Below are 17,263 nucleotides of genomic sequence, written 5' to 3'. Positions count from 1 at the left end.
GTGGACGAAATGGCAGTGCAGGCGCTGATAGGCGTTCCTGGCTCGGCATCTCCGGCCATCGTGGTGATGGGCGTCGCCGGCTGCGGCAAGTCGGCTGTCGGCATCGCGCTGGCGGCCACGCTGAACGCCGTCTTCATCGAGGGCGACCGGCTCCATCCGCCGGAGAATGTGGCGCGCATGGCAAGCGGCGAGCCACTCACTGACCAGTTGCGCGAAGGCTGGCTCGACGCGATCGGCGAGCGCATCGCGGCGTCGGTCGGCAAAGGGCAGGGCGTGGTCGCGGCCTGCTCGGCGCTGAAGCGCAGCTATCGCGACCGGCTGCGCGCTTTTTACCCCGATATCGTCTTCCTCTATCTGGAGATCGATCCCGCCACCGCGAGGCGGCGCGTTGCCAGCCGCAAGGGCCATTTCATGCCGGCAAGCCTGGTCGACAGCCAGTTCGCCATCCTGGAGCCACCGGGGAGGGATGAGCGGGCCCTGACAATCGACGCGACGCGTCCCGTTGCCGATGTCGTTGCCGACGTGACGCGGCTATTGGCCAGGTCATGAGTCCATATCGTCGCCGGTCGGGGCATCGGCCGAGGCTTCCGTCATCCGCCGGCTGCCGGACCAGATCAGCATCTGTTCGGGAAACAGTTTCAGCGCTTCGAGCAGCCGGTCACGCTTGAGCAGGATATAGCGAGCCTGCAGCACCATGTCCTTGGCCCCGCCCCGTCCCGTCGCCGCTTCAACCGGCAACAGCTCCGGGCTGATGACGGCCCGGTATTCGCGGAAGGGAACGGTCTCGAAAGTCGACATGGCAAACAGCGCCGCCTTGCCCCTTGCGGCGAAATTCGCCGGTGCCGAGGCAAGATGCGTCCAGCCGCCTTCGCCGAGCGCGAGTTCGGTGAAGATCGAGCCTGCATGGATGGTGTTGGTCATCAGCACCACGCCATTGCGCTTCAGGATCTTCTGGATACGGATGGTGACCTGATAGGCGTCGTCGCGTTCGAAGACGATGCGGCTTTTGAGGTAACGGTTCTCGACATTGACCAGTTGCGGGTTCAGGAAACGCAGTCCGAACATCGATTCCGAGACACCGTGGGAATTGACGCTCACCTGGTGCGCCTCGATGCCGGCCTCGTGCAGGGCGCGCTTGCCGAGGATGGTCTGGGAGGTGAACTGATCGCACCAGACGATGGCGCCATGGCCGCGCCGTAACGCTGCCTGCAGTCCTTCCTGTCCCTCCAGCCGGATTGTCGGCGCCCACCGGAAGCCGGCGAGGTGCGCGGCAAGCTGCAGCCGGCGGCGGTGGCGTGCCGCGAGCAATGCCTCGAACAGGGAACGCGGATCGATATCCTTACCAAGCACTGCGCGCGTCGCGTCGGCATAGGCTGGAAATTGCTTGCGCAGATGGCGCTTCAGCCGAAACCTGGACATCCGATCGCAGATCGACGCCCACCAGCGCACCGGCACTGAAGCCGCGACCACGAGATAGAAGAGAGCCATCGCGCTTTCGCGCAAATCCTGGTTCGAGAACCGGCGCACCTTGCCGGGGTGGACGATCTTGCGGCTGAAGAAGCGCACGTCCTCAGCCCGTTCCGGCACGGGGACGTCGGCGATGATCTCAGTCTGGAATCTGGCCGTGGCGGTCGGCTTGCGGGCAGTGTTTCGGGATCTCGCGAACTTCGACAGCCTCATCCAGCGGGCGTCCATCTGTTCCTGTTGCAGCAATGCGCCTGCGCGCATCGCCCAATCTTACAGTGATGAACGCCGATCGCCAGCCGCCGATCTAGATTTGCGACGACAGCTCGACCGGGAAATCGTCGTTGTCGGCATCGCGCATGGCGGCGAGGCTGCGATTGTCCAGCACCTCGGCGATCGCCTGGCGCACTTCCAGCATCATGTGCCGGACCTGACAGGTCGCCTCGTCACAATCCTCGCAGCGCTGGTATTGCGTGCGGCTGGCACAGGGAATCGGCGCCAGCGGCCCGTCAAGCACGCGCACGACATGGCCGATCTTGATCTCGGAGGCCGGGCGGGCCAGGCGATAGCCGCCTTCCTTGCCCTTGCGGCTCTGGACGAAGCCGGCATTGCGCAATTCGCCGAGGATGGCGTCGAGGAATTTCTTCGGGATGTTGTTGGCGACCGCAATGTCGTTGACGAAGGCCAATTGGCCAACCGGAAGGCTGGAAAGATGCACGAGGGCCTTGAGGCCGTATTTGCCTTTTTTTGTCAGCATGCCCGAGTCAACCCGTTAAAGCCCCAACCACCCCGCATCTGGCGGCTGTTTGTGTGCAAATAATGACAATTTCGCCGCGCGAAGGCATTTCGCGAAAACAAGACGCCAAATGGCACGTTAGGCACAAACGCGTTGATTCTTTGTAACGTTTTGCAGGGATGGCGCCGTATCGCCATGACTGATGGCAAAAACGAAGAAAGCCGGCTTGTTGCCGGCTTCCCCTCATCTGTTCTTTGTATACTGTAGCCGTCAGCGGCTGCCATAGGCCTGGTCGAGCAGGCCGCCGGCGGCGAAATGCTCTTTCTGGATCTTGTCCCAGCCGCCGAAGACGTCTTCCACCGTCAGCAGGCGTACCTCGGGGAAATCGGCCGTGTATTTGGCGGCGACGGCTGCGTCGCGCACACGGTTGCCGTTCTGGGCGAGGATGTCCTGGCCCTCGGGCGTGTAGAGGAAATCGAGATAGGTCTTGGCCAGATCGCGAGTGCCGTGCTCGTCGGCGACCTTGTCGACGATCGCCACCGGGAATTCCGCCAGCAGGCTGACCGAGGGCGTGACCTGCTCGAACTTGTCGTTGCCATACTCCTTGCGGATGCCGCGCGTCTCGGACTCGAAGGTGATCAGCACGTCGCCGATCTCGCGCTGCACGAAGGTGGTGGTCGCGGCGCGGCCGCCCGTGTCGAAGATCGGCACGTTGTTGAACAGCTTGGTGATGAACTCCTTCACCTTGGCGTCGTTGCCCTTGAAGGCTTCCTTGGCGTAGGCGGTGGCCGCCAGATACGTGTAACGCGCATTGCCCGACGTTTTCGGGTTGGGGAAGATCACCTGCACGTCGTCGCGTACCAGATCGTTCCAGTCCTTGATGTGCTTGGGGTTGCCGGCGCGAACAAGGAACGAAGGCAGCGAATAGAAGGGCGAGGCGTTGTTGGCGAAATCTTTTTGCCAATCGGCCGAGACAAAGCCCTTCTTGACCAGGAAGTCGATGTCGGTGACCTGGTTGAAGGTGACGACATCGGCGCCGAGGCCTTCGGTGATGGCGCGCGCCTGCGCCGAGGTGCCGGCATGCGACTGGTCGACGGTCACGCCCGGATGCGCTGCGATGAAGGCCTTGTTGACCTGAACGAACAGTTCGCGGCCGACGTCATAGGAGGCGTTGAGCAGCTTGTCGGCCGACCAGGCTTGGGAGGATGCGAGGAACAGGCCAGCGACGGTGGCAATGCCGAGGAAAAATCGCTTCATGAAAAAGGCTCCGGATGCAATGCGTTAATGGCTCGACCATAGCCGTGGCGCAGGGGCAGGGCGAGGCATGGTTCCAGAGCTTGGCGCTCCTTGCTAGAAAAACCATTGCCCGAACAGGCGGATCGTAGGATTTTCTTTCAAGTGGAGTCTATCGGCCGATCGCCTTCAGCCCCTCTGACGAAGGTGACAAATAGATACACATTGTGTATGCAGAGTGCTACCGTGATGGAAAGGAGTCTTCCATGACAAAGGCCGCGCCTGATACCCACGCCAAGCCTGTCAATCTGCGCATTCGAGAGGATATGCGGATGCTGATTGACCGTGCCGCGAAACTACGCGGGAAAACTCGTTCCGACTTCATGATCGATGCAGCTTACCGTGCAGCCGAGGACACGCTGCTCGACCAAACCCTGATCAAGGTGGATCCCGAGAGTTACCGGCATTATCTCGACATCCTTGATGAACCGCCAGGCGGGGAAGGTTTTGCGCGTCTTATGAACGCGCCCAGGCCATGGCAGGAGTGATGCTATCGGCGCCCACGCCCCTGGCCGAAAACCACGATCTCGAACTTTTCCAAAGTGGTACCGAAAGTCTCGACCAATGGCTTCGCCGCAGGGCACGGGCCAACCAGGTCGGTGGCGCGTCGCGCACTTATGTGGTGGCGGAAGGCGCACGCGTTGTCGGCTATTACTGCCTGTCTTCGGGCGGGCTTGATCTTGCGGAGGCACCTAGCCCCATCCGTCGCAACATGCCGGATCCCATCCCAATGGTTGTGCTCGGGCGCCTCGCCGTGGACGCAGGCTGGCAGGGAAAGGGGCTGGGCGCAGCGTTGCTGCAAGACGCCGTTCTGCGCGCTGGCCATGCCGCAACGATCCTCGGGATTCGCGGCATTTTTGTTCATGCCATATCGGATCAGGCGAAAGCCTTTTATGAGCGCTACGGTTTTGCGGCTTCTCCGAAGAATCCGATGACCTTGGTGCTGTCGTTGAAGGGCTTGGTGAAAGACTAGGATGATCGCCGTATCAGGTTCCCACTCGCCTTACCGCTAGGTGGCCGGAAACAGCTTCCAACGCCCCGGCCGGAAGGCCACCCGGCTCTTTTGTGCTGCCGGATGCCCGACGGGCAGTTCGATCTCGACCCGCTGGCGCTCGCCGCCGATCTCGAGCTCAACCCGCCTGGTGCCGGCGACGCGGCGGCTGGCGGCAACCGTGCCGGCGATGCAGCCGCTGCAGCCGTCGAGCAGCTCGACATCGTGCGGGCGGAAATACAGCGTCGCGTCGCCCTCGGGCGCGTGCGGCGCCGACAGGCCGATCGGACGGTCGGCGAGCCAGATCTCGCCATTCTCGACCTTGACGGGAAGCGAACTCGATTCACCGATGAAGCCATAGACGAAGGGCGAGTTCGGCGTGTCGTAGATGTCGTCGGCGGTGCCGACCTGCTCGATGCGGCCCTGACTCATCACCACGACGCGGTCGGCAAGTTCCAGCGCCTCTTCCTGGTCGTGGGTGACGAAGACGGTGGTGTGGCCGGTGCGGTCATGGATCTCGCGCAACCAGCGACGCAATTCGCGGCGCACCTGCGCATCGAGCGCGCCGAACGGCTCGTCGAGCAACAACACCTTGGGTTCGATCGCCATGGCGCGGGCGAGCGCCACACGCTGGCGCTGGCCGCCCGAGAGCTGCGCGGGATAGCGCTTCTCCAGCCCTGAAAGCTGGACGAGGTCGAGAAGTTCGGAGGCGCGGCGGCGGATTTCCTGCGCCGGCGGCCTCGAGGACCCGTGCCGGACCTTCAGGCCGAAGCCGATATTGTCGGCCACCGTCATATGCCGGAACAGCGCGTAATGCTGAAAGACGAAGCCGACATTGCGCTCCTGGATCGACTTCTGCGAAGCGTCCTCGTCGCCGAAGAAGATTTTTCCACGGGTCGGCCGCTCCAGCCCGGCGATCAGCCTGAGCAAGGTCGTCTTGCCGGAGCCGGACGGCCCCAGCAACGCGATCAGTTCGCCCGACTTGATGTCGAGCGACACGTCGTGGAGTGCGGGAAACCGCTCGAACTCCTTGCGCACGTTGGCAACGCGAACTTCCATACAAATCCCTCTGCTAATGTCCGCGCGTCGCGGCAAGCTCGGCGCCGTAGCGCATCTCGAGCAGTGTTTTCAAGACCAGTGTGACGAGCGCCAGCCCGGCAAGCAATGAAGCGACGGCGAACGCGCCAACGGCATTGTACTCGTTATAGAGGATTTCGACATGCAGCGGCATGGTGTTGGTCAGGCCGCGTATATGGCCCGAAACCACGGACACCGCGCCGAATTCGCCCATGGCGCGGGCGTTGCATAGGAGCACGCCGTAGAGCAGGCCCCACTTGATGTTGGGCAAGGTCACGTACCAGAAGGTCTGCCAGCCATTGGCGCCGAGCGAAAGGGCGGCTTCCTCGTCGCCATTGCCCTGTTCCTGCATCAGCGGGATCAGCTCGCGGGCGACGAAGGGGAAGGTGACGAAGACGGTGGCGAGCACGATGCCAGGCACGGCGAACAAAATCTGAATGCCATGTCCCTTCAGCCACGCTCCGAGCAGCCCCTGAGCGCCGAACAGAAGCACGTAGACCAGACCTGAAATGACCGGCGAGACCGAGAAAGGCAGGTCGATCAGCGTGGTCAGGAAGGCCTTGCCCTTGAACTCGAACTTGGCGATCGCCCAGGCGGCGGAGATGCCGAAGACGACATTGAGCGGCACCGAGATCGCCGCGACAAGCAGTGTCAGGTGGATGGCCGAGCGTGCGTCCGCTTCACCCAGTGCTTGCGTATAGGCACCGATGCCTTTCGCCAGCGCCTCATGGAAGACGATGATCAGCGGCAAAAGCAGGAAGATGCCGAGGAAGGCGAAAGCGATAGCCATCAGCACGGCCTGCGCCGGACGGCTTTCGGTCACCGCCGCCGAGCGGCTCTCATGATACGGTTCGTAGGATTTGATCTCGGGATCAGCCATAGCGCTTGCGGCTCCATGTCTGCACGAGATTGACGATCAGAAGCATGACGAACGACAGAGCCAGCATGATCGCCGCGATCGCGGTCGCCGCCGGATAGTTGTATTCCTCCAGCCGGATGACGATCAGAAGCGGCGCGATCTCGGATTTGTAGGGCAGGTTGCCGGCAATGAAGATGACCGAGCCGTATTCACCGACGCCGCGGGCAAAGGCCAGCGAAAAGCCGGTGATGATGGCCGGCGCCAGGCCCGGGAACAGCACGCGGGTGATGATCTGGAAGCGGCTGGCGCCAAGCGTCGCGGCGGCTTCCTCCACCTCCTTGTCGATTTCCTCCATGATCGGCTGCACGGTGCGCACGACGAAGGGCAGGCCGATGAAGACCAGCGCCACGACAATGCCGAGTGGCGTGTAGGCGACCTTGATGCCGAGCGGCATCAGCAATTTGCCGATCCAGCCGTTCGGCGCATAGAGCGTGGTGAGCGCAATGCCGGCCACCGCCGTCGGCAGCGCGAAGGGCAGGTCGACCATGGCGTCGACGATGCGACGGCCAGGAAAGCGGTAGCGCACCAGCACCCAGGCGACGAGCGTGCCGAAGACGACATTGACGATCGCCGCGAGGAAGGCGGTGCCGAAGCTGATTTCCAGCGCGTTGAGGGTGCGGCGGTCGCTGGCGATCGCCCAGAATTCAACCCAGCCGAGAGACGCCGAGCGCCAGACCAGCCCGGAGAGCGGAATGAGGATGATGAGGGTGAGGTAGGCAAGCGAGAAGCCGAGCGTCAATCCGAAACCCGGAATGACACTCGGCTGCCTGAATCGCCACCCCGCCTGCGCGGGTGCTGTGGTCATGGAGTTCTGGATTGTCCCTTCTTACTCAACCAGATTTTCGCTGAAGAAACCCATTTGCGAGCTTCTTCGGCACTGCCGAACCTCACTGGGCCGGCTTGTAGATCTGGTCGAATATACCACCGTCGCCGAAATGATAAGGCTGCGCCTTCTTCCAGCCGCCGAAAAGCGGGTCGTCGATGGAGATCAGCTTGATTTCCGGCGTCTTCGGAATATCCGCCGGCGCCACGAGTTCGGGCTTGGCCGGACGATAGTGGTTCTTGGCGATGATCGTCTGCGCTTCCTTGGAATAAAGCCAGCCGAGATAGGCTTCGGCCACCTTGCGCGTCCCCTTGGCATCGACATTGGCATCGACAATCGCCACCGGCGGCTCGGCCAGGATCGAGGTCGGCGGATAGACGATCTCGAAATTGTCGGCGCCGAATTCGTCGAGCGCCAGATAGGCATCATTTTCCCAGCCGATCAGCACGTCGCCGATACCCTTTTGCGCGAAGGTCACAGTCGAGCCGCGCGCGCCGGTGTCGAGCACCGGGGCATTGGCGTAGAGCTTGCCGACGAATTCCTTGTTCTTGGCTTCGTCGCCGCCATCATGGGCGTTGGCATAGGCCCAGGCGGCGAGGTAGTTCCAGCGCGCGCCACCCGAAGTCTTGGGGTTCGGCGTGATCACCTGGATGCCATCCTTGACGAGGTCGCTCCAGTCGTGAATGCCCTTGGGGTTGCCCTTGCGGACCAGGAAGATGATGGTCGAGGTGTAAGGCGCTGAATTGTTTTCGAATTTCTTGCGCCAGTCGGGGTTGATCTTCTTCGACTTGGAGACGATGGCGTTGATGTCGCCCTCGAGCGCCAGCGTCACCACGTCGGCGTCGAGGCCGTCGATTACGGCGCGCGCCTGGGCGCCCGATCCGCCATGCGACTGCTGGATGGTCACCGTCTCGCCGGTCTCGGCCTTCCAGTGGGCGGCAAAGGCCTCGTCATAAGCTTTGTAGAGCTCACGTGTCGGATCGTAGGACACGTTGAGGATAGTGGTGTCAGCAAACGCGAAACCGAGCGTGCCGAACTGGACAGATGTGGCGACCAGTGCGCCGAGCAGTTTCCTGAAATGAGGTTTGGTCATTTCTGCCTCCGTTGAACCCGCGCCAAATCTACCGAATTGATAGAAATTAGATGCATCGAATGTTGCCTTTTTTGCCCTCCTGAAGAAAATCTTCGACGAAATTTTGTATCCTGGAGAAATATCTTCCCCTGCGCGCGACCGACGCGAATCCACGCAGCCACCAGACCTATCTAGAAATGTGAGGTGTCGGGGCAAGGCCGTAGGGAATCGATGAGGCGAATTACTCGGCGGTAACGGGAAAGTCGAAACGCTCCTTGGCGAATGGTTCGTCTGCCAGCGTGAAGTGCCACCATTCGCGGGCATAGTTCTTGAAGCCGGCGGCACGCATGGCGTCGACAAGCAGCTTGCGGTTTGCCGCCGCTTCGTCGCCGAGCGGGCGGTGCGCCGTCTCGCTCATCGGGTCGAAACAGTCGAAACCGGTGCCGAAGTCGAGCGTATCGGCATCGATGGCGCCACAGGCCGGCTTGGAGACGGATGGACCGCCAACCCGCGCAATCGCGACATCGACGGTCGAGCCGCGCGAATGGGTTGACAGCTCACCGACATAGCCCTTGGCGATGAGGTCGCCACGCCGGACCTTCGGATACCATTGCGGATCGGGCGGCCCGCCCTCTCGTGTCCATTCGCCCATGTCGGCAACGGCGCGGGCAGGGCGGTAGCAGTCGAACACGACCAGTGTCAGCCCTTTTGCGGCGATTGCCTGCTGGACGCCGGCAAGAGCTTGCGCCGCCTGCAAGGTGAGGATGCAGACTGGCGCCCCGTAGCCATTCACCTTGCGGTGCAGGAAATTGTCTGCGCCAGCGTAGCGGATGTCCTGGCGGATCGACGGGGCGATATCGGCGAGACCAACGAAGCCGGCGGGCAGGGCGTCGGCGGACGCGGGGAAAACGTGAGCGGCAATCGCCAGCACACAAAAGCCAACGCGCAGAATCGCCTGGCGCATTCTATTCAACGAACACTTTCACGCTCGCCGCCCGTCCCGCCGCGTCGATCACGGTCAGCGTCGAATAGCCGGCGCCGTCGGGCAGCCAGGTCGCGGTGCGGCGGCGGTCGATGCCGGAGAGCGGCTTGCCATTGGCCAGCCAGCGGAATGGCGCACGGCCGCCTTGCAGTTTGAGCACCAGCGGCGTGGCGTCGGCGGAATTGGTGGCAAGGTCGACGCGGGCGCCGTCCGGCGGGAAGATGATGGTTGGGGCGGGCTCGGTCACTGTCGCCTGCACCAGTCCGTCGGCGCCCGCGCCGAAGCGGGCGAGCGTCACCGGTAGCTCCTCGCGCTTGGGGGTGAAGGCGCCGGGCGGCTTGCCCGGCAACGGCACGGTGGCTAGGCCCGAGCGGACAAAGCCCTCGAACAGGATCGGAGCGGCCGAGACATAGCCGGAGAGGCCGGGCACGGCGCCCGCATCGGGGCGGCCGACCCAGACGCCCAGCACATAGCGGCCGTCGAAGCCGACCGACCAGGCATCGCGGTAGCCGTAGGAGGTGCCGGTCTTGTAGGCGATGCCGCGCTGCAACGCGCCTTCCGGCGGCTTGACGCCCGACAATATGTCGATGATCTGCCAGTTGGCCTGGTCGTTGAGGATAGTGGCGGTGGTGCGTTCGGCATTGGCGGGCTCGGTGCCGTCATGCAGCGTGTGCGTCTTGCCGCCATTGGCGAGCCCCGTATAGAGTTGGACGAGGTCGCGCAGCGTGACGCCGACGCCGCCGAGGCCGATGGCGAGGCCCGGCGCCTCATTGATTGGCAGGATCGGGTTGACGCCGGCCTGGCGGAAGCGCGCCGTCAGCCGCGCCGGGCCGACGGCGTCGAGCACGCGGATCGCCGGCACGTTGAGTGACAATTGCAGCGCCTGGCGGACGCTGACATCGCCCTGGTAGCCCATGTCGAAATTCTTCGGCCTGTAGCCGCCGAAATCGACCGGGCTGTCCTCGATCAGCGTTTCCTGCGCCACCAGTCCCTGCTCGAAAGCGAGGCCATAGATGAACGGCTTCAGCGTCGAGCCGGGCGAGCGCACGATCTTGGTCATGTCGATCCAGCCGGAGCGGCTGGCATCGAAGAAATTGGCCGAGCCGACTTCGCCCAGAATGTCGCCGGTGCGGGAGTCGGCCAGCACCATGGCGACGGAGAGACGCGGTCCAAGTTTGATGGCGGCATCGCGCGCCACCTGTTCAAGCCCTTGCTGGACGCTTTTGCGGATCGTCAGCTTGAGTGGCTGACCGGGAACGGCCCTGGGCAGCATCGCATAGGCGGCGTGCGCGGCGAGCGCCGGCAAGGTGCGACGCAGGCCCGACACATCGTCGAGCGCGGCGCGGGCCGCCTCGCGTTCGCCGATCAGGCCTGACGAGACCATGCGGGTCAGCACACGGTCGCGGGCGGCATGGGCGATTTCGAGGTTGCGGTCGGGCCGGCGCTTTTCCGGCAATTGGGGGAGGGCGACGAGCAGGGCGGCTTCGGAGACGGTGAGCCGCTTCGGCTCCTTGCCGAAATAGGCAAGCGAAGCGGCGCGCACGCCTTCGAGGTTGCCGCCATAGGGCGCCAGCGTCAGATAGCGTTCGAGGATCTCGCGCTTGGACAGCCGCCGCTCGATCTGGATGGCGCGCAGCATCTGCTTGATCTTGGAGCCGAGGCTGCGGCTTTCGCGCGGCTCGATCAGGCGCGCAAGCTGCATCGACAGGGTCGAGCCGCCGGAGACGATGTGGCCGCTGGTGATGAGCTGCCCCGCCGCGCGGCCAAGCGCCAGCACGTCGACGCCCTGATGGTCCCAGAAGCGCTTGTCTTCATAGGTGACCAGCATGTCGACGAACTGCTTGTCGACCTGGTCGAGCCGGGTTTCCAGCCGCCAGTAGCCGTCCGGCGTGGCGAAGGCGCGCAGCAACTGGCCGTCGCGGTCCTGGACTTCGGTTGAGACGGTGAGTTCCGCCGGAAGGGGAGGCGGAAAGGCGCGGTCGAGTTCCCAGAGCGAGGCTGCGGCGATTGCCGCGAAGCCAGCCAGGGAGGCCCCCGTAATGGCTGCTCGGCGCAGGAATTTCTTGGAGAGCATGGCGCTGCCCCTCATCCGCCTGCCCGTCCTCCGCAGCAGCTGCGCTGCAGCTGCGGAGGGTGGACCGGCACCTTCTCCCCGTCCTTGGACGGGGAGAAGGAAGCTGTGGTGAGCGCAATCGCCATTTGCATGATCGTCGTCATCGGCGCCTTACGGCGCCTTGATCTCCATCATGCCGGTGGCGGTGCGGGCCGAATATTGCGGCCGGTACATGTCTTCCACCGTTGCCGCTGGGTGGGCGTAGGTGCCCGGCGTCACGGCGCGCACGACGTAGGCGAGCGTCAGATTGTGGTCGTGATCGCCGTCGGCCGGGTTGAACGCCGCGACGAAACGGTCGTCGCGGAATTCGAGATGGGCGGCGTCGGTCTGTGCCAGCCAGGAGAAGTTCGTCAATTGGGCGCTGGAGACCAGGCCGGGATTGTCGATCTCGAAGCCGGCGGGCAACAGGTCGGTGACCAGCAGGCGCGACGGCCAGCTGTTCTGTTCGGTGACCTTGAGCACGACGACATAGCGTTCGTTCTGGGTGGCCTCCGTGACATTGGCTTCGGTGCCATCGAGCTTGTAGTAGGTGCGGTCGATGGTGAAGCCGTCACCGCCGGCCGGCAGCGGCTGGATCGGCGACGCCACGGTGGTGACGACGGCCTGCAGCGGGGTCTTGCCGGTGTTGGCGATTTCGAGCGGGCTGTCGACCAGCTCGGAGCCGTTGACCTGGTTGGAATAGCCGCCCGAATGCGGCGCGCCATTGACGGTCAGCGTGATCGAGTCATTGCCTTCCTTCAGCGCGCGGGCCGCCAGCAGCATCCAGGAATCGTCCTGGGTGCTGGTCCAGCGGACTTCGGCGCGTTCCCTGGTCACCAGCTTGATCAGTTCCGGCACGATCGTCGACACCGGCTTCGATTCCGCCGCCAGCGACAGCATCGCCGCGCCGTCGCGCAGCGCCGAGCCGTAGTCGGAGCGATGCCAGTCGTAGTCGGTCTGCGACTTGGCGAGTTGCAGCGCGGTCTTGAACGTCGCCTCCGAGCGCTGGGTATCGCCGTAGAGCGCAAGGCTCGCCGCCAGCTGGGCAACGGCCATCGGGCTCGAGAAGGCTTCGAGCTGGGTGTCTGCGTAGTAGCGCAGATCACCGATCGAGGCCTTCTTGTTGCGGGCCAGAACGTAGAGGGCGTAGGCGATCTCGCTGCCGCGGTCCTGTACGCTCTGGTCGTAGCCGAGCGAGTTCTGCAGATTGCTCAGCGCCTGGTTCATGGCGAGCGCCGGCACATCGTATTTCTGCTCGCGCGCCCTGGTCAGGAACTCGCTGACATAGGCATCGAGCCACAGATCGCCGGAGCCCGGACCCCACAGGCCGAAGCTGCCGCTCGAGGACTGGTAGCTCAGCACCTTGTAGATCGCGTCCTGGATGCGGCCATGCAGGTCGGGATCGCTTTCCATGCCGATGCCGGAGGCCATCTCATTGACGTAGAGAAGCGGCATGGCGCGGCTTGTGGTTTGCTCGGCGCAACCATAGGGGTAGCGGTCGAGCGTCATCAGCAGAGAAGGCACGTCGAAGGCTGCGGCCTGCGAAACGCCGACGCTGACGGAAGCGCCCTCAAGCAGGCTTGCCGCCAGCAGCTCCTTGTCGACGCGCAGCGCGCCGCCATTGCCCTTGAGGTCGACCACAAGGCGCGTGGTGACCGGCAATTGCGCCGGCCGCACCGGCACGTAGAGCGTCTGCTCGACCTTGGTGCCGTCGGCGTGCGCCAGCTTGATGGTGAGCGACGCATTGCCCGCCGTCTTTGCGATCAGCGGCACGGTCAGCGTCTGGCGCTTGCCCTGGGCGAGCGTCAGCTTTTGGGGCAGCGGCTTGTCGCCGGTCGACAGGTCGCCCGTCGTGTCGATCGAGAAGGCATAGTCGCCGGCAGGACCGTCGGTGTCGGCGACGTCGAGCCGCATGACGGCGGCGTCGCCAGGCGCCAGGAAGCGCGGCAGGCCGGCGGTGATGACCACGGGATCACGCACGATCACGTCGGACTGGGCATGGCCGACCGCTTCCTTGGTCCAGGCGACGGCCATGACGCGCACGGTGCCGTTGAACTGCGGGATGTCGAAGTCGATCCGTGCCTTGCCGTCGGCATCGAGCTGGACGGGGCCCGAGAAGAAGGCGACCAGCTTTTCGGTGGGCGGGCTGCCTTGCGCCTGCATGTTGGCGCCGTCACCGCCGGTCCGGAGCTTGCCGGTGGTGCCGAGCGAGCCATCGATCAGGCGGCCATAGATGTCGCGGATCTCCATGCCCAGCATGCGCTGGCCGAAGAACCAGTTCTCCGGGTCCGGCGCCTTGTAGTTGGTCAAATTGAGGATGCCGACATCGACGGCGGCAACCATGACAAAGGCGTTGGTGCCCGGCTGTACGCCGGCCACGGAAACCGGGATCGACAGCTGCTGGCGCGGGACTGTCTTGTCCGGCGGCGTCAAGGTGATGGCGAGCTTCTTCGAGCCTGGATCGACCGTCAGCCATTTCACGCCGATGGCGCGGGCCGGCATGCGCGTCTCCTGCGCATCGCCCGGCCGGAACAGGGTTGCCGTGACATAGGCGCCGGCGCCCCAGTCGTCGCCGACCGGAATGTCGACGGTGCTGCCGCCGGCCGGCACGGTCGCCGTGATGGTCTTCAGCAGCTTGTCGGAGCCGATATTGATCAGAAGTTCGCCGGCAAAGTGCGGCGAGACTTTCAGCTTGGCCACTTCGCCCGCGGCATAATTGTCCTTGTCGAGGGCGATTTCCAGGCCGTCAGGCGTCTCGGTGGTGGTCGAGGCGACATACCAGCCGGCGTCGAACTCGTAGCTGGTGGCAGGACCCTCGGGGGCCGAGGTTTCAACCTCGAGCCTGTACTGGCCCCAATCGACCGGTACGGAGACCGTGGCGTCGCCATCGGCGTTGAGGTCAATCTGGCCGTTGGCGATCGACTTGGTGAAGGTGACCGGCTCGTAGCTCCACGAATTGTTGGAGCGGTACCATTGGTAATTGCGCTCGACCTTGACCAGCGTCCACTGCGCGCCTTTCAGCGCCTCGCGCTTGCCGGAGGGATCGACGGCGATCAGGCTGAACTTGGCCGTGCCGCCCTGCGGCACTTCATCGTCGGCGAAATCCGGACGGATGCCGATCATATGGCCTTGCGGGCGGATGCCGATGTTGAGCGAGCGCTCGATGGCGCGGCCACCGGTTTCGCGCATGCGCACCGTCACCTTGCCGTCGACCAGCTTGGTGGTCGAGGGCAACTGGTCGACGGTAACAGGGAAGGTCGCCTTGCCGTCATCGCCAACCACCGGCAGGTTGGTCAGCGGCGTGACGGTGGGCTCCGCCGACTGCTCGTCGGCGAGGCCGAAGGAAAAGTTGGGGAAGCGGTCCCAGTCGCGCGCCGTCGACAGCGTCAACTCGCCTTCCAGGGCCAGGCCCGCCGCCGGCGCGCCATAGAGGAAGCGGCCGTCAATGTTGATGTTGGCGGTCTCGCCGCGCTCGATTTCCTGCTTGTCGGCCTTCATGTCGAATTCGATGCGATCCGGCACGAAATCCTCGACCAGGAACATCTGGCTGGCGACCGCCGGCTGCTTGGGATCGGTGTAGATCGACACTGACCACGTGCCGCGCATAGCGTTGGGTTCGAGCGGCAGGTCGACGGCGTGGCCGCCGGCCGAGGCGCCGTCGCTGACGATGCGGCGGTCCTCGACGCCATCGGGGCGCGAGAAGATGAAGGTCAGCGGCAGGTTCTCGACCGCCTTGGCGGCGCCATCGCGGGCAAGGGCCGCGACATGGACATCCTCGCCGGCGCGGTAAATGCCGCGCTCGGTCCAGGCATAGACGTCGAGCGCCCCGGGCGCTGCGCGTCCAGTGACGCCACGGTCGGACAGGTCGAAGCCGGCCTTGGACATGTCGAGGAAGACGAAGTCATTGTCGCCTTGCTTGGCCATCAGCACGGCCGGCACCATGCCGCCGTCGCCGCGTGTCAGGCCGGGGTTGAAGACGGCGTGGCCTTCGGCATCCGATGTCGCGGTGCCGAGAACCTCGTTGTTGCGGGCAACCAGCGTTAGTTCGGCGCCGGCGATCGGCTTGGCCGAGCCCAGCGAACGGGCAAAGACGTTGAGCCCGTCCTGGCCGGTATAGGTGGACAGGCCGATGTCGGAGACGACGAACCACTGCGTCGCCATCGACCCATAGTCGTCGCTCTTGTCGTTGACCGGCTGGGCGGTCAGCACATAGACGCCCGGCTTGCGCTGCGGCACCGCCTCGTCGACCGGGAAGGAGGTGGTGACCTCCTTGTTGAGGTCGTTGGCGATGTCGAGCTGGCCTTGCCAGACCGGCGCGCCCATCTGCTCGGAAATGTTGGAGATGTCATAGCTGTCGAGCTGGTGCAGGAACTGATAGCCCGACAGAAGCTGCGCCAGCGAACGGTCGCCGATGCGGTAGAGCTTCATCTGGGCGGCGTTCATGTTGACGGTGACGACCGGAATGCCTCGGCGCGCGCCGGCCGGCAGCACGAAGCTGTCGCCGGTGAAGCGGGCGGACGGGGCGCGGTCCTGCACATAGATCGACAGCACCACGGGAGCGGCGGTCACTTCGCCGATGGCCGCCGGCAGGCCGGCGCGGAAGGTGACGTCATAATGCTGGCCGTGTTCGAGCCCTTCGACGCAGATCTGCTTGTCCTTGGCCTCGACGCCCTTGGGCGGCGCGTTGTCGACAGTGACGAACTGCGCATAGTCGACGCCGGTCTTGACCAGTTCCTCGGAGAATTGCGCGCAGATGCGCGGCGCGCTGGTGTCGGCATCGACGCTGTGGTCGACGACACGGAAACCCTTGCGCGCCTTGAGGTCGGCGTAATCGGCCTGGACGGCCGGGGACGTTACGAGCGCGAGGCTCGCCTCATAGGCCTGCAGGGCAGGCCGGTATAGATCGCGCTTGTCGAGGCCGTTGCCGAGCAGCGCCAGCACGTCGGCGCGCGTCTTGGTGGTGCGCAGCAGCTTGTAGGCATTGAAGGCAGCCGACGTGCCGTTCATCGGAAAAGTGGATACTTCCGCGGTGCCGGCCGTGGGCTGCACGGCAAGGGTTTCGCGCGCCAGATTGAGCCAGAGCTGGCCATCGTCGGGCATCACCGAGACCGCGGCTTCGTATTTCTGCATGGCCGAGCGATGGTCGCCGGTCAGCACGGCCTGTTCGGCCGCGTTGGTCAGGGCCGCCATGCCCTCGGTCGGCTTGTCAAAGGCGGGGCCGAGCAGCCTGTTGCGGTATTGCTGGGCCTGATCGGCCATCCAGTTGGGGAAGAAGGCGAGTTCCGGCGGGGCGCCGATATCGGGATCGCCGTCAATGTTGACGATCTTGCCGGCAACCGCGCCGCTGAAGGGCTTCAGCTGGTTGTAGTCGGATTTGAGAAAGCACCACTTGGCCTTGGTGTTGTAGGTGAAGGCGCGGCAGGCCGAATCGCCAAGGCATGTCGTCTTGCACTGGTCGAGGGTGACATTCTGGTCGGATCTGAGGTCAAAGCCGAAATAGTCGGAATTGTCTGATGTTGCGATTCGCCGGGCCTCGGCCGCTTGCGCGACGCTGTTCCAGGCTAAGACATTGGCCCAGGCAAAGAAAAGAAGGATAAGGATAGATAGACCACGAGCCGCGCGCATTGCCATAACACCCTCCAGACAAGTGCAGACGTCCGGGCATGTTCAAGCTTCAGTCAAGCTTGTCAACGCGCGGACGCGGCAGGTTCCGCCTGCCAACGGTTTATTTCCCGGCCAAGGACCGGTATGCGAACAGTAACCTCCACGGGACAGGGGATCACGCTTTCTTGCGGAAACGCAGAAGGTGTGAAT

Annotated in this window: 13 protein-coding genes; 3 read left to right on the top strand and 10 right to left on the bottom strand. The window is 64.1% G+C overall.

What is annotated here, in order from left to right:
* Positions 1–9 precede the first annotated feature (9 nt).
* Positions 10–549, top strand: coding sequence for a gluconokinase (locus tag AC1D05_RS08265; RefSeq protein WP_477439963.1), 540 nt, complete (start codon positions 10–12; stop codon positions 547–549).
* Here the strand turns inward: AC1D05_RS08265 and AC1D05_RS08260 are convergent.
* The 3 genes from AC1D05_RS08260 to AC1D05_RS08250 form a co-directional block, all read right to left on the bottom strand.
* Positions 544–1,728 carry a hypothetical protein gene (locus AC1D05_RS08260; RefSeq protein ID WP_477439881.1) on the bottom strand — a complete coding sequence of 395 codons (1,185 nt, stop codon included), beginning with the start codon at positions 1,726–1,728 and terminating at the stop codon, positions 544–546. The two genes, AC1D05_RS08265 and AC1D05_RS08260, sit on opposite strands and share 6 nt — an antisense overlap.
* A 43-nt stretch (positions 1,729–1,771) precedes the next feature.
* Entirely contained in the window at positions 1,772–2,221 is a 450-nt protein-coding gene (locus tag AC1D05_RS08255) for an RrF2 family transcriptional regulator (RefSeq protein ID WP_010910348.1), read from the bottom strand.
* Positions 2,222–2,470: 249 nt separating this feature from the next.
* Positions 2,471–3,457 carry a sulfate ABC transporter substrate-binding protein gene (locus AC1D05_RS08250; protein ID WP_477439879.1) on the bottom strand — a complete coding sequence of 329 codons (987 nt, stop codon included), beginning with the start codon at positions 3,455–3,457 and terminating at the stop codon, positions 2,471–2,473.
* Positions 3,458–3,699: 242 nt separating this feature from the next.
* On the opposite strand from AC1D05_RS08250, the gene AC1D05_RS08245 reads away from it, so the two are divergent.
* Together AC1D05_RS08245 and AC1D05_RS08240 are read left to right on the top strand one after the other, a co-directional pair.
* Positions 3,700–3,981: a type II toxin-antitoxin system TacA family antitoxin gene (locus tag AC1D05_RS08245; protein ID WP_477439877.1), complete on the top strand. Its 282-nt coding sequence runs from the start codon at positions 3,700–3,702 to the stop codon at positions 3,979–3,981.
* Positions 3,981–4,466 (top strand): GNAT family N-acetyltransferase, encoded by a 486-nt coding sequence (locus AC1D05_RS08240; RefSeq protein WP_477439961.1) that lies wholly within the window; start codon positions 3,981–3,983, stop codon positions 4,464–4,466. Before AC1D05_RS08245 ends, AC1D05_RS08240 begins: the two co-directional genes overlap by 1 nt.
* A gap of 36 nt (positions 4,467–4,502) precedes the next feature.
* Here AC1D05_RS08240 and AC1D05_RS08235 read toward each other — a convergent pair whose 3' ends face one another.
* The 7 genes from AC1D05_RS08235 to AC1D05_RS08205 all read right to left on the bottom strand — a co-directional run bounded on the left by AC1D05_RS08235 (position 4,503) and on the right by AC1D05_RS08205 (position 17,080).
* Positions 4,503–5,543, bottom strand: coding sequence for a sulfate/molybdate ABC transporter ATP-binding protein (locus AC1D05_RS08235; protein WP_477439875.1), 1,041 nt, complete (start codon positions 5,541–5,543; stop codon positions 4,503–4,505).
* 13 nt (positions 5,544–5,556) lie between these two features.
* On the bottom strand, positions 5,557–6,441 hold the full coding sequence (gene cysW / locus AC1D05_RS08230; RefSeq protein ID WP_258582831.1) for a sulfate ABC transporter permease subunit CysW: 885 nt from the start codon (positions 6,439–6,441) through the stop codon (positions 5,557–5,559).
* On the bottom strand, positions 6,434–7,285 hold the full coding sequence (gene cysT / locus AC1D05_RS08225) for a sulfate ABC transporter permease subunit CysT (protein ID WP_477439873.1): 852 nt from the start codon (positions 7,283–7,285) through the stop codon (positions 6,434–6,436). The genes cysW and cysT overlap by 8 nt, the downstream gene beginning before the upstream one ends.
* 82 nt (positions 7,286–7,367) lie before the next feature.
* Positions 7,368–8,396, bottom strand: coding sequence for a sulfate ABC transporter substrate-binding protein (locus AC1D05_RS08220; RefSeq protein WP_477439871.1), 1,029 nt, complete (start codon positions 8,394–8,396; stop codon positions 7,368–7,370).
* A 220-nt stretch (positions 8,397–8,616) separates the two neighbouring features.
* Entirely contained in the window at positions 8,617–9,339 is a 723-nt protein-coding gene (locus AC1D05_RS08215; protein WP_477439869.1) for a M15 family metallopeptidase, read from the bottom strand.
* Position 9,340: 1 nt separating this feature from the next.
* Entirely contained in the window at positions 9,341–11,431 is a 2,091-nt protein-coding gene (pbpC, locus tag AC1D05_RS08210) for a penicillin-binding protein 1C (RefSeq protein ID WP_477439867.1), read from the bottom strand.
* Positions 11,432–11,581: 150 nt separating this feature from the next.
* Entirely contained in the window at positions 11,582–17,080 is a 5,499-nt protein-coding gene (locus tag AC1D05_RS08205; RefSeq protein ID WP_477439865.1) for an alpha-2-macroglobulin family protein, read from the bottom strand.
* Positions 17,081–17,263: the final 183 nt, after the last annotated feature.

The organism is Mesorhizobium sp. P2_E9 (assembly GCF_056403815.1).
This window is presented reverse-complemented; position numbering and strand designations above follow the sequence as displayed.